19 protein-coding genes and 1 tRNA gene are annotated in these 16597 nt (G+C 63.1%); 8 read left to right on the top strand and 12 right to left on the bottom strand.

The window, feature by feature from the left end; translation table 11 throughout:
- Window positions 1-65 precede the first annotated feature (65 nt).
- Window positions 66-1112, top strand: coding sequence for a thiamine pyrophosphate-dependent enzyme (locus ACR3FF_RS00445; protein WP_458185043.1), 1047 nt, complete (start codon window positions 66-68; stop codon window positions 1110-1112).
- Between the two features lie 74 nt (window positions 1113-1186).
- On the opposite strand, the gene ACR3FF_RS00440 is transcribed toward ACR3FF_RS00445, so the two are convergent.
- Complete coding sequence (locus tag ACR3FF_RS00440) at window positions 1187-1417, bottom strand: Lrp/AsnC ligand binding domain-containing protein (RefSeq protein ID WP_458185041.1); 231 nt, start codon at window positions 1415-1417, stop codon at window positions 1187-1189.
- Between the two features lie 81 nt (window positions 1418-1498).
- Here ACR3FF_RS00440 and ACR3FF_RS00435 point away from each other — a divergent pair, with 81 nt between their 5' ends.
- Both ACR3FF_RS00435 and ACR3FF_RS00430 read left to right on the top strand, forming a co-directional pair.
- Window positions 1499-2188, top strand: coding sequence for a potassium channel family protein (locus ACR3FF_RS00435; protein ID WP_458185040.1), 690 nt, complete (start codon window positions 1499-1501; stop codon window positions 2186-2188).
- A 1-nt stretch (window position 2189) separates the two neighbouring features.
- Window positions 2190-2420 (top strand): Lrp/AsnC family transcriptional regulator, encoded by a 231-nt coding sequence (locus tag ACR3FF_RS00430; RefSeq protein ID WP_458185038.1) that lies wholly within the window; start codon window positions 2190-2192, stop codon window positions 2418-2420.
- Between the two features lie 55 nt (window positions 2421-2475).
- Here ACR3FF_RS00430 and ACR3FF_RS00425 read toward each other — a convergent pair whose 3' ends face one another.
- The 6 genes from ACR3FF_RS00425 to ACR3FF_RS00400 form a co-directional block, all read right to left on the bottom strand.
- Complete coding sequence (locus ACR3FF_RS00425; protein ID WP_458185036.1) at window positions 2476-2943, bottom strand: DUF5813 family protein; 468 nt, start codon at window positions 2941-2943, stop codon at window positions 2476-2478.
- Between the two features lie 32 nt (window positions 2944-2975).
- Window positions 2976-5048 (bottom strand): hypothetical protein, encoded by a 2073-nt coding sequence (locus ACR3FF_RS00420; protein WP_458185034.1) that lies wholly within the window; start codon window positions 5046-5048, stop codon window positions 2976-2978.
- Between the two features lie 34 nt (window positions 5049-5082).
- Window positions 5083-6006 carry a DUF7504 family protein gene (locus tag ACR3FF_RS00415; RefSeq protein WP_458185033.1) on the bottom strand — a complete coding sequence of 308 codons (924 nt, stop codon included), beginning with the start codon at window positions 6004-6006 and terminating at the stop codon, window positions 5083-5085.
- Window positions 6007-6244: 238 nt separating this feature from the next.
- Window positions 6245-6721: a hypothetical protein gene (locus ACR3FF_RS00410; protein WP_458185031.1), complete on the bottom strand. Its 477-nt coding sequence runs from the start codon at window positions 6719-6721 to the stop codon at window positions 6245-6247.
- A gap of 379 nt (window positions 6722-7100) precedes the next feature.
- A complete protein-coding gene (locus ACR3FF_RS00405; RefSeq protein ID WP_458185029.1) occupies window positions 7101-7937 on the bottom strand; it encodes a class II glutamine amidotransferase domain-containing protein in 837 nt (278 codons plus the stop codon).
- 101 nt (window positions 7938-8038) lie between these two features.
- Window positions 8039-8123: transfer RNA gene (locus ACR3FF_RS00400), tRNA-Leu, on the bottom strand.
- Between the two features lie 82 nt (window positions 8124-8205).
- On the opposite strand from ACR3FF_RS00400, the gene ACR3FF_RS00395 reads away from it, so the two are divergent.
- The 4 genes from ACR3FF_RS00395 (at window position 8206) to ACR3FF_RS00380 (ending at window position 11182) form a co-directional block, all read left to right on the top strand.
- Complete coding sequence (locus tag ACR3FF_RS00395) at window positions 8206-8664, top strand: desampylase (RefSeq protein WP_458185027.1); 459 nt, start codon at window positions 8206-8208, stop codon at window positions 8662-8664.
- A gap of 230 nt (window positions 8665-8894) precedes the next feature.
- Window positions 8895-9038 (top strand): hypothetical protein, encoded by a 144-nt coding sequence (locus ACR3FF_RS00390; protein WP_458185025.1) that lies wholly within the window; start codon window positions 8895-8897, stop codon window positions 9036-9038.
- Window positions 9031-10710, top strand: a complete 1680-nt coding sequence (locus ACR3FF_RS00385) for a sodium/proline symporter (protein WP_458185023.1) — start codon at window positions 9031-9033, stop codon at window positions 10708-10710. Before ACR3FF_RS00390 ends, ACR3FF_RS00385 begins: the two co-directional genes overlap by 8 nt.
- Window positions 10700-11182: a hypothetical protein gene (locus ACR3FF_RS00380; protein ID WP_458185021.1), complete on the top strand. Its 483-nt coding sequence runs from the start codon at window positions 10700-10702 to the stop codon at window positions 11180-11182. Before ACR3FF_RS00385 ends, ACR3FF_RS00380 begins: the two co-directional genes overlap by 11 nt.
- A gap of 40 nt (window positions 11183-11222) precedes the next feature.
- Here the strand turns inward: ACR3FF_RS00380 and ACR3FF_RS00375 are convergent, their stop codons facing one another.
- The 3 genes from ACR3FF_RS00375 to ACR3FF_RS00365 are packed head-to-tail and all read right to left on the bottom strand — an operon-like array spanning window position 11223 to window position 13369.
- On the bottom strand, window positions 11223-12107 hold the full coding sequence (locus tag ACR3FF_RS00375; RefSeq protein ID WP_458185020.1) for a DMT family transporter: 885 nt from the start codon (window positions 12105-12107) through the stop codon (window positions 11223-11225).
- 30 nt (window positions 12108-12137) lie between these two features.
- Complete coding sequence (locus ACR3FF_RS00370; RefSeq protein WP_458185018.1) at window positions 12138-12329, bottom strand: DUF7977 family protein; 192 nt, start codon at window positions 12327-12329, stop codon at window positions 12138-12140.
- On the bottom strand, window positions 12329-13369 hold the full coding sequence (locus ACR3FF_RS00365; RefSeq protein WP_458185016.1) for a zinc-binding dehydrogenase: 1041 nt from the start codon (window positions 13367-13369) through the stop codon (window positions 12329-12331). The genes ACR3FF_RS00370 and ACR3FF_RS00365 overlap by 1 nt, the downstream gene beginning before the upstream one ends.
- A gap of 85 nt (window positions 13370-13454) precedes the next feature.
- Here ACR3FF_RS00365 and ACR3FF_RS00360 point away from each other — a divergent pair, with 85 nt between their 5' ends.
- Window positions 13455-14039: a MogA/MoaB family molybdenum cofactor biosynthesis protein gene (locus ACR3FF_RS00360; protein ID WP_458185014.1), complete on the top strand. Its 585-nt coding sequence runs from the start codon at window positions 13455-13457 to the stop codon at window positions 14037-14039.
- A gap of 18 nt (window positions 14040-14057) precedes the next feature.
- Here the strand turns inward: ACR3FF_RS00360 and ACR3FF_RS00355 are convergent, their stop codons facing one another.
- A complete protein-coding gene (locus tag ACR3FF_RS00355; protein ID WP_458185012.1) occupies window positions 14058-14864 on the bottom strand; it encodes a TrmB family transcriptional regulator in 807 nt (268 codons plus the stop codon).
- Window positions 14865-14954: 90 nt separating this feature from the next.
- Window positions 14955-16592, bottom strand: coding sequence for a DUF255 domain-containing protein (locus ACR3FF_RS00350; RefSeq protein WP_458185010.1), 1638 nt, complete (start codon window positions 16590-16592; stop codon window positions 14955-14957).
- Window positions 16593-16597 lie beyond the last annotated feature (5 nt).

Genomic DNA, 16597 nt, shown 5'->3' with positions numbered 1-16597 from the left:
CTCCACCGCTCGTCCGCGCCGCCGGTTTCGGAACGACTTTGAAACCGGACTCCCTGCCCGGAGGCATGAACCGCATCATCGGAGAGCGCGAACTGGCCGAGACACCGTTCTCCGCCGAGGACGCCCGCGAGACGTTCGAGCAGATGGTTCTCGCCCGGCGATTCGACGAGCGCGCGATTGCCCTCCAGCGCAGAGGATGGATGAGCAGTTGGCCGCCGTATCGTGGACAGGAAGCCTCGCAGGTCGGTGCGGCGCTAGCGCTGGCCGAAGACGACTGGCTCTTTCCGACCTATCGCTCGAACGCGATGCAGGTCGCTCGCGGCGTTCCCATCAGCGACGTGCTCCTCTTCCGTCGCGGCCGTCCCGAGTTCCACTCCGACCACGACGTACCGAACTTCCCGCAGGCGGTGCCCATCGCCACCCAGATTCCACACGCGGCGGGCGCGGGCATGGCGATGAACTATCGCGGCGACGACGACGCCGCACTCTGTTACTTCGGTGACGGGGCGACCAGCGAGGGCGACTTCCACGAAGGGTTGAACTTCGCGGGAGTCTTCGACGCGCCCGTCGTCTTCTTCTGCGAGAACAACAACTGGGCGATTAGCCTCCCCCGGCACAAACAGACCGCGAGCGAGTCCATGGCCGTCAAAGCCGACGCCTACGGGTTCAACGGCGTGCAGGTGGACGGCAACGACCCCCTCGCGGTGCGCGAAACCGTCGGCGAAGCGCTCGACGCCGCCCGGCGAGGCGAACCGGTGCTCGTCGAGAGCCTGACCTACCGGCAGGGTGCCCACACCACCAGCGACGACCCGAGCCAGTACGAAGACCAGGAACGCGACCTGCCGGACTGGCGGAAAGCCGACCCGCTCGACCGCTACGAATCGTGGCTCCGCGAGCAGGGACTCGTGGACGACGAGTTCGTCGCACAGGTGCACGACGACGCCAACGAGCTGTTAGAAGCGGCAGTCGAAGAAGCCGAAGCGGTCGAAGACCCCGACCCCCACGACGTGTTCGACCGGGTGTACGCCGACGTCCCGCCGCGACTGCGAGACCAGCAGGCGTGGCTGGATTCGTTCCTCGAGACCAACGACGTGTACGAACTGGAACACTGAACGTCGGCGCGCTCGAACAGCGGACGACGTTCGGACGGAGAACGACATTCCGCGGTGGTCGAGAGACGACCCGGCTAGTCGATGGCGATGTACGTCTTGGTGTCCACGACGCCCTCTAACCCCTGTACGTCCCCCGAGGCCGTCTGGAGGACGTCGTACACCTCGCCAGCGTCCACTTCGACGACGATGTCGTAATCCCCCGCGACGATGTGTGCTTCCTGCACGCTCCCCAGGTCACGCACCGATTCGAGGAGGTTCTGAGATTTCCCTGCGGCAGTGTTCACCATGATAAACGCGTGCACCATAGTGGTGTGTGATACTCTATCATGCTAGAAAAACCTTCCCCCGGAGAAAGGTTATTCAACCCCTCAATCGTACGGTGTGACATGCGATTCGTTATCATTGGTGCAGGGCGTGTCGGCTTGCGAACCGCCCGCGTCCTCCGGGAGGAAGGCCACGAGGTGGTGCTCGTGGAACGCGACGTGCAGAAAGCGAAGCGCGCACGAAACGACGACTTCGAGGTGGTCGAAGGGGACGGGTCGAAAGAGAAGGTCCTGGAGCAAGCGGGCCTCGAGACGGCAGACGCGGTCGGCGGATTGACCGGTGACCTGAACGTCAACTTCGCGGCCTGTATGGTCGGCAAACACAACGGCTGTCGAACCGTCCTCCGCATCGACGAGGACTACCGCGAGGACATCTACCGGAAGTTCGCCAGCGACGTCGACGAGGTGGTCTACCCGGAGCGACTCGGTGCGATCGGTGCGAAAAACGCCCTGCTCGGAGGGAACATCCGCGCTATCGCCGACATCGCCCAGAACTTACAAGTAGTGGAACTCACGATTACCGAGGAATCACCCATGGACGGCTACTCTATCAGCGAACTCGAACTGCCAGCGAACACGCGCATCCTCGCGTTCGGCAAGCACGACGAACCGATGGGAATCCCGCTTCCGGACGATTCCCTCGAAGTCGGGGACAGAGTCGCCGTGCTCGCCGACTTCGACGTGTTAGAGGACGTGCGGAGAATCCTCGTCGGGGACGGAAGTCGAGCGAAAGCACAGACAGGAGGTGCCTGAGATGGTCGCCGCGTACATCATGGTCAAGGCGAACACGGGGGAGGCAGACCGATTGAAAGGTACGATCCTCGACATCGACCGCGTGCAGGACGCGCACATCGTCGCGGGAGACGTCGACCTCATCGTCAAGGTGCAGGTCGAGAACCCCGCCGAAGTGAAGACCATCGCCGCCGACGGCATCCAGGGCATTCAGGGCGTCGAGGATACGCAGACGTACATCGCGATGGACTGACGACCGCTCTTCGAGACGCGCCGTCAGTCGCGGCGAGGTGGGCATCGCAGACCGACTAATCGTACTGCTGACGCGCCGACGACAGCAATCCTGTCGCTGGCCCTCCGTACTCGTATCCCGGAATGACGCCCTGTACCCACGTTCCTTCGACGAAATCGACGACAGCCATCGCGTCGTCGGCCGCTTTCTCCGGATAGCCAGAAAACGTCAGCGAGAGCACCACCTCGTCACCGTCTCGCTCGATGTCCGGCGGAGTCGCGTCGTCCGTCGAGAGGACGGTGTGTGTATCTTCCAGTCGCAGTTCGAGCGTCTCGAACCACCCCGTTTCGACGACGTCGGCGACCGTCTCACCCTCCACGACGGCCGACAGCATCGGCGTCCGAACCGTCACGGAGACGGTATCGTCGTTCAGTCGGGCAGTCCCTTCGAACGGCGTCGTCGTCGCGACGAAGGTGTCGGGACCGTCTCGTTCGAATCCGGCGTGCGAGTCGAACGACCGTTCGACCTGCGAGGTTCGCGTCATTGGCGGCGATAGGTCGCCGCCACGGAAGGGCGTTACGAGAGGTCTCGGGGAAGGGTTATCTCGGAGGACCAGCACAGGTCACCGTCGTAGACGACTGGCATATTCTCCAGTTCGAAGAAGCGTCGGAGTTGGGTCTCCGAAACCGTGAGCGACGGCACGTCACCGCCCGCGAGGTAGTACATCTGTAACCCATCGACGAAGGGCATGATGTTCGAGCCGACCGAGTAGTCGTTCGTCGGGTACGACCGTATCCGGAGTGAATACTCCCCGTCGTCGAGCGGTTCGACGAACGACATCTTCGACACTCCTCCGCCTGCCTGAGCGATTCCGACGCTACCGTCGCCGACGACGACGTACTGGTTGCCGACGAGTCGGTGACTGCGAGCGACCGAGAGCGCAGCACGGAGCGGAAATCCGCCGCTGAGGAGTCGTGCGATGGTCTGGCCTATCGTCGTGGCACTGGCGTTGCCGACGTCACTGTACGTGACGATGCCCCCGATACTGCCTCCGTCGACGAGCAGTTTTCCAGGCGTGTACGACCGACACGCGTTGAGAAGGAATGTGTTCGCGCCCACGCTGGCGAGGTCGTTCGGGTCGAGCAATCCATTGGGGCAGACGAACGCGCCGTCCTCGACGTGCCCGATGTAGTGAAAGAAGTCGGTTCGCTCGCTCAACAGCGTCCGGAGTTCCGCCGTCGTACAGCGCTGCCGAGTCGTCACGTCGAACGAGAGGTCGTCGCGATTGCCGTACAGCGTGTCATCCCACTCCGCTTGCATCTTCTCGTCGTTGCACACGAAGGTGACTTCGATGTCGGCAGTCGATCGTTCGCGAGCCAATCGGTTTTCGAACCCCGACCGGAGCAGTTTGTTTCCGCCGACCGGTGTGCCCGTCCCGAGCCAAGCGTGTTCGAGCGTCTCGACCGCTGGCAGCGAGACGAAGTTCTCGTTCAGCGTGCGTTCTTCCTGGGAGTTCGCGTCCGACCCCACCGCCCGCGCAAATTCCCGAATCTCGGTCGCAGTCGCCACCGTCTCGTCGGTCTCTCGGATGCTACTCGCCGTCCGAACGAGCGGGAGGTTCCGGAGCACGTAGGGCAGTTGTGTCACGTTCGACGGTTCGTTCGTGACGTGAACTGCGAGTCGCCACGTCGGAAGCACGTCGGCCACCGTGGAAAACGGAACGGAGAGATACGCTCGCAATCGCTCGGCGAGCGGGGCGTCGTAGAGCGTCGGGAAATCCAGGTCGACCTTCGATTCGAGTTGCGTTCGCTCGTGTAAGTCCACTCGGTACAGCCCCTCGGTTCGGGTCACGCAGTCGAAGAGGAACGTCTGTTTCAGCACGCGCTCGACTTCGCCCTCGAAACCGCGCGGGCCATCCAGCGAACGAGTCGTCCCGCTCGTGACGATACGCGGCGTATTTCCGGGCACAAGCGTCGCGCCGAGGTAGTACGCGAGTGGGGTGGCGGGGAAGATGTGTTCGAAGTCGGGCGGAAGTTCGATTCTGACGCCGGTCTCGGGGGGTCGTAGTTCGTCGGGGACCTGAAGCTCGTCGCCGAACTCGATGGTGGGGGGATGGCCGCGGAGCGTCGGGAACGAGCGTTCGGGACTCGTCGTCTTCAGCGCCGACCCGAACGCCGAGACGGCCGCCATCACGTCCACCGGATCCTCCGTCGTCGTCACCGTTCCCGCCGGACGGGTGTGATGGGAACGCGCCCCGACTTCCACCCGCACCGCGCCGTCGAACGAGAGGGTGAGTCGATCGTCCGACGTGTCGATTCCGACGGCGGAGTCGAGGTGGAGATACGTCTTCACGGGCGTCGTCAGTTCGATGTAGTACTCGGACGCCGGGAGCGTCGTCGACGTCTCGTGGTCGATTGCGAGCACGAGCGTGCCCGTGGCGTTTCGAACGTACCCGCCCGAGATGAACGGAAAGCGAAATCGGGCGGTCGTCAGGCTGGTCACGACCCCGACCGATGCGGAGAACTCCTCGACGGGGGAGCTGCGTAGTTCGACCGACTGGGAGGTTTCGACCGTGAACCGACTCCGTTCGAGTGGGTCGACGACCGTGAGGCCGGGGAGGTCGTCCTCCGGTCGAAACTGCGGATTCACGTTCCTCACCTCCGGTTGCGGGTTCATCGTGAAATCAGAGGTCGAACCACCTGGTCGTGTGGTCGGTGTCCCGAAGGTGCCAGCGTTGTTCCGGTCCTGCGTCCCCCGCCTTGAGTTCGACGACAGCGTCGAACTTCGTGGCGATGGCACGCACGTGGGGCGAGTCTCGTTCGATGGGGAGGATGTAGTGAGCCATTCCCGAGACGTCTTTGACCGCCTCGCAAATCGGCCCGAGGAACGCATCGGTCCGCGCGTCGTCGTGCGTCTCGACCAGTGGCCGGAGGGTATCGAAACAGAAGCGAAGTTCAGCCGGGTCGAACCCGCCCCGTTCGGCGTCGAGTCGCTGGATGGTGCTGACGATTTCAGCCTGAAAGTCGTCTAAGTCCCCTTCGACGCGCTCTACGGTCGGACCGACCTGCACCATCTCGTCAGCGCTCACCGAGCGAGCGTCCGTGTGATAATCGATGATGTGTGCGTCCTCGCCGACCGACCCCACCATCGACAGGCGGCTCCGGGCCGTCGAAACGCTCCGGTCGTGGAGTGCGAACACACGAGTCCGACCGCAGGTCGTCTCACCGAGGAGTAACGTGCTCGCGGCGTCCACTACCGAATCAGGGACCGACCCGACGACGAGGAGATTTCCGCCGAGTCGCTTGATGCGTGCGAGGCCGGGTTGTATCGTAATCGTCCCGTCGCCACGAACCGTGACGTGGTGGCCGTACAGCGAAAAAGACAGGCGTCCTCCCCGACGGGGTTTGCCGTCGTCACGAGGCTTGAACAGTTTGTCGAGCGCCTCCGGGTCGACGACGTCGTACAGTTGTTCGGGAATATCTGCCGGTTCGACCCCTGCCACGTCCGCGACGGCGACCGTTACCGTCGTGCTGAGCGACTGTGCGCTCGATAGGTCGTGTTGCACGCGATGAACGTCGTGCTCGTCAGGGGGACCGTCCTCGTTCATATACTTCCTAGCTCTCTGCAATCGACGTTCAAAAACCCTATCGTCATTTGTCTGACATGGAACTGGAAGATTCGGAGACGAATCAGGAAACGGCGAAACTATTTAGATATGTTCGGTTCGAAGTTTCAGTACGTCGTCGTTCGTTCCGTCGGGCGGCGAACTCGTCGACGACCGTCGTCAGCGGTCCGTCTCGCCACACCGAGAGACGAACGCGCAGGCGAACGGGGTGCTATTCGACTCAGTTCACTTTCGAGTGAATAGATTTGAGCAGCTGTTCGATTGGTCCCGGCGCGGCGCTCGCGACCTTGGCTTTGAGCGGGTTCGCGCTCGGGTTGATATCGTATTTCAGGAGTGCAGGCCATTTCGCTTCGATGGTCTTCTTTATGAGGTCGTACTCTGGAGCGGAGCGTCGACGCTCGTCGACGCCCAATCCCGTCAGTAACAGGTCGTAATTCGAGAACGGGGAGATACTGCGGATGGCGAAATCCTTCTCTCGAAGCGTCACCGAACCCCACCGACCGATTCGTTGCTCCCAGTATAGAAGATCCATGAGCGGGATGTCGTACTCGGTCGCACCGGGCAACCACGCTTCGATTTCGCTTTCGACGAAGTCGTCGTCGGGATACTGGAGCACGTCACACGCGTGTTGTAGCACGCTCTCACCCGCATCTGGACTCTGAAAGTGTGACTTGTAGACGGGCTCGTTCCCGGTCACGAAGAGGTCTTCGTTCACGTCGCAATTTTCGTAAAAGAACTGCACCTGTTTCGTCTTCGGCAACTCCCGCAGCCAACAGAGGTCTTCGTTGAGTGCCGCTCGAAAGTCGTCGTCCAGGGAACGCAGATGATGTATCGAGTAGTTGAAACCCTGCTCTTCCGGGCACTGTCTAGTTAAGCGGTTCTGGTGTATAGTGGCGTTTCAACGTCTCTACCATGAGTGGCTAACGAATCACTTCGTCTCATTATGACTAGATTTCCGGTAAAGTAATTGAATTCCGTCTTCTCACGGTGCAGCCACTCTCACTCTCAAGAATCAGTCGCTTTCGAACAGTGCGTAAAACCTCGTCAATCGTACCGCTGTCGCTGGGTTTTCTTATCTAGACAGTGCTCTCTTCCGCTATCTGTTTCGGGATTCTCACGTCCGGATGCTCGCCCACAGACCAGTTAGAGAACGTGTACCACGTGACGTCGTCGACGATGTCTTTCGAACACGCCAGTATGGTGCGGGAATCCCGTCCCGCGGTAATCGGTGTGAAGAGATTGTATCTCTCGTTGAACGATTCCATCACGGCCGAGATACGGTCTGTGATGTACTGCGCTGGAGGTCGCTGGACGTCCGGGGGGAAGAGCGGCCTCCGCGTGGTGCGCATCTCGTCGACGTCCAGAACGTGGTTTGGAAGAACGCACTTTAGGTTCTGATAGAGGGTCTTATCGCCGATGAAGGCGCTCTCGTTGTTCTCGAACCGCCCCGTGTTCATGAACTCGACGACGCGTGGATTTTCGGTCTGCTCGATGTCGACGGAATCGAACAACAGTTTGAGCGAGGAGGTGACCAGTTCGTGCTCCGTATGATAGTACAGTGATTTGTGAGTGAGCGGGTCCGGAACGACGGTCGCCGAATCGTCGTTCGAGTAGACGAGCGCGTAGCGTCCGGTGAGCGCCTGCGCCTCGCGGAGAACGCCTTCCAGCGGCTCCGAAACGGTGGCTTCTAACCAGTTTTGAAGCGGCGGTCCGTTCGGAACCACCGCGTCACCGACGAGTGCGAGCTCGTTTTCGTCGTCTGAAGCCCGCTGAAACGGGAGAGAGTCGGAGTAGTGGATATCGAGGTCCGGCGTGAATTCGACACGTAAAAATTCCGCGGGAGGCGACGGTTGGAACGATGAATCACAGACGAAAAATTGATTTTGATATCGAATGTGAGAGTTTACGTCCATTACGTTATCTAATTCCTAACTCCTGATTAAAGGTACGGCCTCGTAAGAATGAGACGATCGTTGGATACACGAACAAACTCAGCGGAGCGTTCGTCGGCGCATGCGAGGGATGGGATTCGAACCCATGGACGTCTACACGAGCGGGTCTTAAGCCCGCCGCCGTTGGCCTGGCTTGGCAACCCTCGCGCGTCAGTCGATTGCCGCTTCCCCCGCAAGTGGGTTTCGATTGGCCTCCTCGCTTATACCGTCCCGCGATAAATCCACTGCCATGCTCGTCCTCTCTCGTGAGGTGTACGACACGCTCGTCAGCCACGCGCGTCGAGGTCGTCCCGCCGAGGTCTGTGGTATCCTCGCCGGAAGCCGAGACGACGGCACCGACTCCCCACGCGTCACCGGTCGGGTCGACGACGTCTATCGCACGGAGAACGTCGCGGAATCCCCGGAGACGACCTACGAACTCGACCCCGAAGAGCAACTCGCGCTCATGGAGGAAATCGAAGCGAGCGGACGGGACGTCGTCGGATTCTACCACTCACATCCGTCCGGGCCGGACACGCCGAGCGAAACCGACGTGGCCGACGCGACGTGGGACGGCTACTCCTACGTCATCGTTTCCCTGAACGGTTCGTACCCCTTCGTGGGGTCGTGGCGCTTCACGGGTGAGACGTTCGAACCCGAAATCGTCCGGCTCGAACGGTCGGCGGAACCGCCACTCGAACGGCGATAGGATTTCGGAGCCACTTCGAACACGGGGTGTGTCGACGACGCCCATCGCAACGGATGGCCCGCTAACACTGTCGAACGAACGATGCTCGCCGTGGGACGGTGGCGATTTGGCTCCGCGGAGGACCGAAGAGGGGCGTCACTTTCGCGTCGGGGCTCGCTTCTCTACGAACATGTGTCGAAATGTTGTAAATTCCCGCAACGTTTATTTCTGTTTGCTATTCTCTAACTCGTATGCCTGGCATGAGCACACTCGACTGGGCCGGACTGGTCGTCCCTTACGTCGTGTTCTTCGTGATGTTGATAGCGTACTACGTCCTCGAAGGACGGCGCGAGAAGCGTCTCCGCGACGAGTACGAGGAGGACAGCTATGCCTGAGGGGATCGCGGGCGAGGCGGGCATCTGGGTGTTGGTCACGTTCGGTGCGTACCTCGTCGTCCTCATCGGTATCGGGCTCTGGGCCTCGAGATTGATGGACTCGGTGGGCGACTACGTCATCGGCGGGCGGCAGGTCGGCCCGGTCGTCACCGGGTTCTCGGAACGAGCGTCCGAGATGAGCGGGTGGCTCACCCTCGGCGTACCGGCGAACGCCTACGGGACGGGAATCATGGCCTTCTTGAACGGGCTCGGGATGATTCCCGCGGACCTGATCGCGTGGGCGGGACTGGCAAAGCGCCTGCGGAAGTACACCGAAATCGTGAAATCGGTGACCTTGCCGACGTTCTTCGAGACCCGACTTCAGGACGATACGGGGATGGTCAAAGGCACCTCCGCCGTCGTGTTGATGCTGTTCGAGGGCGGCTACGTCGGCGCACAGATAGTCGCCGCCGGGACGCTCTTGCAGGTGCTCACGGGCGTCGAACCCATCGTCGGCATCGTCGTCGGCGGCGTCATCGTCGTCGGTTACACGCTCCTCGGCGGCTACTTCGCCGTCGCGTGGTCCGATTACTTCCAGGGAGCCATCATCCTCGCCGCGTTCATCGTCCTCCCCATCATCGCGTTCACGAACTACGGGTTGCCGTTCAACGACCTGGCGAACGTTGGCGGCGGGTCGCTGACCAGCATCACCGCCGGTGCGACCGGGTGGGCGGCGGTCTTCGGCATCATCAGCTACGCCGCCATCGGACTCGGCGTCCCCGGCAACCCACATATCATGGTGCGGTTCATGGGCATCGACCGGGTGAAGAACGTTCGCCTCGCCGCGATGGTCGCACAACTGTTCATGTTCGTCGCGTACGTCGGCGCGGCGCTCGTCGGGCTGTACGCCATCCTCGCCTTCGGGCAGGGAGAGCTCGCACAGGCGGACAACGCCATGCCGCGACTGACGCTCAGCCTCCTGCCCGGCCCCATCGCCGGCGTCGTCCTCGCGGCGGCGCTGGCGGCGATGATGTCGAGTGCCGACTCGCAACTGCTTGTCGCCACGAGCGCGGTGGTAGAGGACGTGTACCACGGCTTTTTCAACAAGCAGGCGACGGAATCACAACTCGTCCTCTACTCGCGGGTCGTCACCCTCGTCCTCGGCGGTGCGAGCATCCTCTTTGCCTACGGTGCGAAAGGGACGCCCATCTACACGCTCGTCCTCGATTACGCGTGGGGCGGTCTGGGGGCGGCTATCGGGCCGACGCTCATCGCAGCACTGTGGTGGAAACGGGTGACGGCGAAAGGTTCCGTCGCCAGCATGATCGTCGGCGCGACGACGATGGTCGTCTGGACGCAACTCGGCACCATCCTCGACACGCTGGGGATGATGCCGTCCGAGCAGACGTCCCCGTTCTTCTACAACCTCGTCGGCGTTTACGGGCTGTTCCCGGCGTTCGTCCTGTCGGTGGTCACGCTCGTCTCCGTCTCGCTCGTGACCCGTCCTCCGTCGGGCGTGGACGAACACTTCGACGTGTTCGACAAGCCGCTGTCGGCGGTGACCAGCGAACCCGGAAGTGGAACGCCGAGTTACGTGACCGACGGCGGAGAGGACGTGTCTCCCAAAGCCGTGACCGAGGCCGACAACATCCGCGCTCACGTCGAGGAATCCGGCTACTGGAATGACGAGTAAACTCGTCGGTGAGAGACGCGAACGCGCGGAACTGGCGGTCATCTCGCCCGCGATTTCGCGCGCGGAGAGCGGAACGGGGCGGGTCGGTGCGGTTGCGTACCCCTACCGTGTGTACGAGGTCGCGGTGACGATGTCTCGCCCGTTTCTCAGCGACCGCACCGACCGGTTCGTCGCGAGCGTCGACCGCTCTCGCCGTCTCGCGGTTCGGGCGGACACGTTCCCCGACGTCGAGACGCGGGCCACCGAGGACGTGCTGGTGCTCCCGGTGGAGTTGTCGAACGAACAGTCGCGGAAGAAAGCGCGGGAATCGGTGTTCCAGTGGACGCTCCGACGCTACTCGTTGAACGACGCGCCAGACATCGAGTTCGTGCGCGAGACGGACGCCTACAAACTGTTCTGGATCGCAAAACGCCCGGACGGCGACGTTCTCGTAGACAGCGTCCGGGGAGACGAAGCCCCGCTGTCCGACTGACCCCGAGCCACGCCGAAATCGGCCTCTCGAGGAACCTCGTTCAGTTATCCGCCGTACTGACGAGCCAGACGCCGACACCCATCACGACCCCGCCCACGAGGAACGTCGGGCCGAGCGACTCGGAGAGGAAGAGCGCGCCGAGCACGACGCCGACGACCGGTTGGGCGAAAAAGAAGACGGCGACGACGCCAGCGTCCAACGTCTCCAACCCGCGATACCAGAGGAACCACGCCGCTGCGGTGCTGAGGACGCCGAGGTACAAGACTGCACCGACGACTGCGGGAGTGACCGACGCGTCGGCGACCGGGGACGTAGCGGCGAGTTCGAACGGGACGAGAACGCCGACGAGTGGAATCGACGCGAGCGTTGAGTAGGTCGCGGTTTCGAGCGCCGAGTACGTTCGGACGAGGGGCTTGCCCCAGACCGTATAGCCCGCCCAGCCGAAACTCGCGGCGAACAGCGCGAGAACGCCGACCAGATTCCCGCGACCGATTGCGCCGAGGTCGTACTGTCCGGCGAGGACGACCAGCGTCCCGGCGACGGCCAGCGCCATCCCGCCGACGTTTCGCCCCGAGAGCGATTCACCGAGGACGCCGATACCCAACAGGAACGTGAAGACGGGCGTGAGCACCGTCAACAGCGACGCCTGACTGGCGTTCGTCAGGTCGGTACCGACGAACTGCGTGACGAGCGTGAGCGCGACCCACCCGCCGAGGACGCCGAACCGTCGCCACTCGGCACGGGAGAACGAGCGCACCGGGCGCGTCAGTCGAACGACGAGAAAGAGCGTAGTCCCGCCGAGGACGACCCGCAGAAAGGCCAGCGTCACGGGTGGAATCGAAGCGAACCCCCACTTGCTCACGACGTACATCCCGCCCCAGAGCGTCGCGGCGGAAAGCGGTGCGAGCGAGTCGGCGCGTTGCATACTACGTCGCTTTCGCTTTTGCTACAGTCGTCACTTCTGTGCCGACCACACCGCCGTCGCGCCGAGCAAGAGCGCCGGCACGAGCGGAAGCACGAGGTAGGAGACCTTGAACGGGAGCGCAGGCGGTCGGAAGTAGATGAGCAGCGGTGCGATGACGAACGCGAGCACCATCACTCCGACCAGAATCCACCCGCTCTTGCCGAACTCTCTGTCGCCGGTCATCACAACTCACTGTCGGGTTTCACGACCACCTTCCCGAAGCCCTCGCGGTTCTCCAGCATCTCGTGAGCGCGCGCCGTCTCGCTCATCGGCAGTACCTCGCGGATGGCCGGTTCGAAGGTGCCGTCCCAGACCAGTTCCATCGCGTCGTCGGCCTCGCCGTGGGAGGCCATCGTGGAACCGATGACGGACAACTGGTTCCAGAAGATGCGGTTGATGTCGGTTTCGGGGTTGCCGCCCGTCGTCGCCCCGCAGGTGAGCACTCGGCCACCCTTGGCGAGACTCTTCAGGGAGTCTTGCCACGTCGCCGCGCCGACGTGGTCGACGACGACGTCGACGCCACGCCTGTCGGTCAACTCGCGGATTTGCTGGTCGAAGTCCTCCGCCTCGTAGTCGATGACGTGGTCGGCACCGAGTTCGCGGGCGTGGTCCAGTTTCTCTTCGTTACTGCCCGTCGCGTACACCGTCGCCCCCGCGTAGTCCGCGACCTGGACGGCGGCGTGGCCGACGCCCCCGGACGCACCCAGCACGAGGACGTGCTCGCCGGGGGTCATGTCGCCCCGCGAGATGAGCATCCGCCACGCGGTCTGGAAGACGAGGGGGGCCGCCGCCGCGGTCTCCCACGAGACGCCGTCGGGAACCGGGAGGAGGTTGTCCTCGGGAATCGCGGCGAGTTCGCTGTGGACGCCGCGGACGTGTTCGCCGATGATGTGGTAGTTCACGCACATCGAGTGCTCGCCGTGGCGGCAGAACTCGCATTTCCCGCAACTGACGCCCGCCGAGAGGGCGACCCGGTCGCCGGGTTCGAAGCGCGTCACTCCCTCGCCCACTTCGAGGACCTCGCCTGCCCCGTCACTGCCCGGGATGTGTGGCATATCGAGGGTGATGCCGGGGAGTCCCTTTCGCGTCCACACGTCGAGGTGGTTCAGCGCCCCCGCCTTCACGTCGACGAGAACCTCGTCACGACCGGGTTCCGGGTCGGGGAAATCGCCGTAGTCGATGACCTCCGTTCCACCGTGGGTGTCGAACTGAACTGCTTGCATACACGGAGTGTTGGGGGGAGGGAGTAAAACTGTGTTCACGTCGGCTTCGCGTGGACTTTTGGGGCGGCGAGTCGAACGTCGATTCATGGCCGACCACGCAGACGACGAAACGGACGAGGACCGGCACGCAGACGACGAACACCACCACGACCGCCCCGACGAACACGACCACCCCGACCACCACGCTCACGACGTCGACGAACTCGGATTCGGCGTCGTCACCGTCTCCTCTTCGCGCTCGCTCGACGACGACTCGGCGGGCGACGCCATCGCCGAACTGATCGAAGACGACGGACACGACCTGGTGACGCGAGAACTCGTGGGGGACGACTACGACTCCGTCCAGAAGACGGTGGACAACCTCGTCGGTCGCAAGGACGTGGACGTCGTCGTGACGACGGGTGGCACGGGGGTCACGCCCGACGACGTCACTATCGAGGCCGTGCGACCGCTGTTGGAAAAGGAGTTGCCGGGCTTCGGCGAACTGTTCCGCAGCCTCTCGTACGACGAAATCGGCACGAGGGTGGTCGGGACGCGCGCGACGGCGGGGGTCGTCGATGGCGTCGTCGTCTGCTGTCTCCCCGGAAGCGAAAACGCGGTTCGTCTTGGAACTGACGACGTCCTCCTGCCGGAAGTCGGCCACCTCGTCGGTCTCTCCGGACGCGATTAAGGACGAGGGATTGTGGCATTAGAGACGGAGCGGTTCGGCCGACTCCCACCGCGAGGAGAACTGACTGTTGACGTTCGCGGCGAACTCCGGGTCTTTGAGGTCGATGAGTGCGAACGCCTCGCCGGGCGTGAGTGGATTCGCAACCTCGATACACACTTCCATCTCGTCGATGAGATTGAAGGTTCCCTTCAGATCCGGTGTCGTCCGCACCGAGAACTGGGGATGGTCGGCGAGCGTCGTGGCGTAACGGTCGCCGACGCTCGGCGGGAGCGTGCGGACGAGTTCGGGCGACATGAGCACCGACACCTCGACTTCTCGGGAGAGTGCACGCTCGATGTGTTCGGTCACCGTCTCACCCACGTTGCCGATATCGAAGGTCGGTGACACCCGTCCGGCGACCATGACGATTCGCTCTTCCGCGGCGTTCAACCGTTCGACCAGCAGTTCGAGTGACTCGTCCGGGCCGACGGCCGCCGTCCAGAACCCCTCCTCGATTGGCGGTTCCGCGGTGTCGAGTTCGGTACTCAGTTCGTCCACGATGTCTTCGTACTGCTCTGCTTTCGCGCTCAACTCGTCGAGTTTGTCGTCCAGCAGTCGGTCGAGTGCGGTTCCCGGTTCGACGGCGATGTACTTTTTCGGCCGACTCGCACTCTGACTTCGGACGAGGCTGTGTGTCTCTAAACTGTTGAGCACGTCGTAAATCCGTCCCATCGGAACGTCGCTCGCACGAGAGAGGTCTTTCGCCGTAGTTGGCCCGGTGTTCAGCAGCGCCCGATACGCCCGTGCCTCGTATTCGGAAAGACCGAGGTCGCGGAGACTTGCCATGTCTGTTGACATTACACCGACTGTATAAAAACGCTACGCGCGTTGCAGGTGGTTTCGAACAGCCCGGCAATTCTTTTAGTAAAATAAATATCAGAACAAACTGCTCGCCAGTTCACTCAACTCCTGGGGTGTGCTTGCAGGGTCGGACACCACCTCGTCGGTGACGAGACGGGCGGTGTCCGGTTCGAAGTCGTCCGCATTCGGAATGACGACCTTCTCGTGGTCTGCGACGCGGAGTGCGGCCCGGTGGAGGTCGGACCCCGACGGCGTGGCGACGACGATTCGCAGTGGCGGCCTCGTGAGACGTGACGCGGCGGTGGCGTACCCGGCGACCTGGACGCCGATTCTGTCTGCCGCCCCTGCGAAGGCACCGACCGCCTCGCGTGCCCGCTCCTCGTAGACCGAATCGTCGGTGAGGATGGACAGGTCGACCAGCACGTCGGCGAGCGCGGCGTTCCCGTCGATGGGGCGCAGCGGCCGGTCAAGCAGTCCCGCACCCGCTTTCGGTCCATCGACGAACGCGCCGTCGTCCTGCTGGAGCGTCTCGATGGCGTAGTCGGCGACGGTTCGAGCGGTATCCACGTACTCGCCGCCGAGCACCTGTGCGGCGGTGGCGAACGCCCGTGTGACGTGCGCGTGGTCGGCGAGCAAGCCGCGTTCTCCTTTCTCTCTCCCGTCGTTCGCTCGGTAGTGGACGACTACGCCGTCTTCGACCAGCGTTTCGAGATAGTCGAGCGTTCGCTCCGCGTATCGGCGAGCGCGTTCGTCGTCGGTGTAGGCGGCGTACGTGAGCAGCGCGTCCGCGGCGAGCGCGTTCCAGTCCGCGAACGCCGTCGAATCGACAGCGGGAGCGTCCGCACTCTCGCGGTCGCTCGCGTCACCGTCGTAGTAGTCCTCGCCCGGTTGCTGGCTTCCGCCGAACGCCTCGCCCTGCCAGAGCGTCGTCGTCAGGTACTCGATGGTCTTCTCGGCGGGGTCGCGGTAGCGTTCCTCGCCCGTATACAGGTAGGCGTTCGCGTAGGCGCGCACGAGCGCGGCGTTCGAGTCGAGCATCTTCTCGTGGTGGACGTCGCGCCAGTCGCGGATGCCGGCGTAGCGGAAGAACCCCCCTTCGTAGTCGTCGAAGAGGTTCGCCGTGATGGGCGAGAGGGTAGCCAGTGCTCGCTCTCGGTCGCGCTTCAGCGCGAACTCAACGGTCCGGGGAAGCGGGAACTTCGCGTCGTCGCCCCACCCGCCGTGGGTCGCGTCGAACCGGTCTTCTATCTGCCCGACCAGCAGGCGCTCTATCTCCTCGGTCACCTCCCCGGCGGGCGGATTCTGGTCGCGGACGTTTCGCGGCACCTGTGCTGCGTCCTGGCCTTGGTGTTTCCAGAGGTCGCGCACCTGTCCGATGACCTGCCGCATGGTGTCCGAGTCGAGGAAGGTCGCCCCGGTCAGGTGTTCGCCCTCGGGGGTGAGAAAGACGGTCGACGGGAACCCGCCCACGTTGTATCGCTCCCGAACGCGGGGCTGGCGGTCGATGTCGACTCGAACCGGGACGAACGAGTCGTTGACGTTCGCCGCCAGCGTCGGCACCGAGTAGGTCGTCTCGTCCATCTCGTGACACCACGAACACCACCGCGCCGAGAGCGAGAGGAGGATGGGCTTGTCGGCGTCCTGGGCTTCCTCGAAGGCCTCCTCACCCCACTCTCGCCACTCGATCTTCGTCCGTTCCGCAGACTCGTCCATGTGCT

Source organism: Haladaptatus ordinarius (genome assembly GCF_054177595.1).
This window is presented reverse-complemented; position numbering and strand designations above follow the sequence as displayed.

Excerpts from the sequence above, each read along its gene's own strand:
- ACR3FF_RS00360 (WP_458185014.1), top strand. The coding sequence starts at position 13,455 with ATGGCCGACCACGCAGACGACGAAACGGACGAGGACCGGCACGCAGAC.
- ACR3FF_RS00445 (WP_458185043.1), top strand. The coding sequence starts at position 66 with ATGAACCGCATCATCGGAGAGCGCGAACTGGCCGAGACACCGTTCTCC.
- ACR3FF_RS00355 (WP_458185012.1), bottom strand. The coding sequence starts at position 14,864 with ATGGCAAGTCTCCGCGACCTCGGTCTTTCCGAATACGAGGCACGGGCG.
- ACR3FF_RS00415 (WP_458185033.1), bottom strand. The coding sequence starts at position 6,006 with ATGAACGAGGACGGTCCCCCTGACGAGCACGACGTTCATCGCGTGCAA.
- ACR3FF_RS00425 (WP_458185036.1), bottom strand. The coding sequence starts at position 2,943 with ATGACGCGAACCTCGCAGGTCGAACGGTCGTTCGACTCGCACGCCGGA.
- ACR3FF_RS00380 (WP_458185021.1), top strand. The coding sequence starts at position 10,700 with ATGACGAGTAAACTCGTCGGTGAGAGACGCGAACGCGCGGAACTGGCG.
- ACR3FF_RS00375 (WP_458185020.1), bottom strand. The coding sequence starts at position 12,107 with ATGCAACGCGCCGACTCGCTCGCACCGCTTTCCGCCGCGACGCTCTGG.
- ACR3FF_RS00350 (WP_458185010.1), bottom strand. The coding sequence starts at position 16,592 with ATGGACGAGTCTGCGGAACGGACGAAGATCGAGTGGCGAGAGTGGGGT.
- ACR3FF_RS00440 (WP_458185041.1), bottom strand. The coding sequence starts at position 1,417 with ATGGTGCACGCGTTTATCATGGTGAACACTGCCGCAGGGAAATCTCAG.
- ACR3FF_RS00435 (WP_458185040.1), top strand. The coding sequence starts at position 1,499 with ATGCGATTCGTTATCATTGGTGCAGGGCGTGTCGGCTTGCGAACCGCC.
- ACR3FF_RS00370 (WP_458185018.1), bottom strand. The coding sequence starts at position 12,329 with ATGACCGGCGACAGAGAGTTCGGCAAGAGCGGGTGGATTCTGGTCGGA.
- ACR3FF_RS00430 (WP_458185038.1), top strand. The coding sequence starts at position 2,190 with ATGGTCGCCGCGTACATCATGGTCAAGGCGAACACGGGGGAGGCAGAC.
- ACR3FF_RS00385 (WP_458185023.1), top strand. The coding sequence starts at position 9,031 with ATGCCTGAGGGGATCGCGGGCGAGGCGGGCATCTGGGTGTTGGTCACG.
- ACR3FF_RS00365 (WP_458185016.1), bottom strand. The coding sequence starts at position 13,369 with ATGCAAGCAGTTCAGTTCGACACCCACGGTGGAACGGAGGTCATCGAC.
- ACR3FF_RS00390 (WP_458185025.1), top strand. The coding sequence starts at position 8,895 with ATGCCTGGCATGAGCACACTCGACTGGGCCGGACTGGTCGTCCCTTAC.
- ACR3FF_RS00395 (WP_458185027.1), top strand. The coding sequence starts at position 8,206 with ATGCTCGTCCTCTCTCGTGAGGTGTACGACACGCTCGTCAGCCACGCG.
- ACR3FF_RS00405 (WP_458185029.1), bottom strand. The coding sequence starts at position 7,937 with ATGGACGTAAACTCTCACATTCGATATCAAAATCAATTTTTCGTCTGT.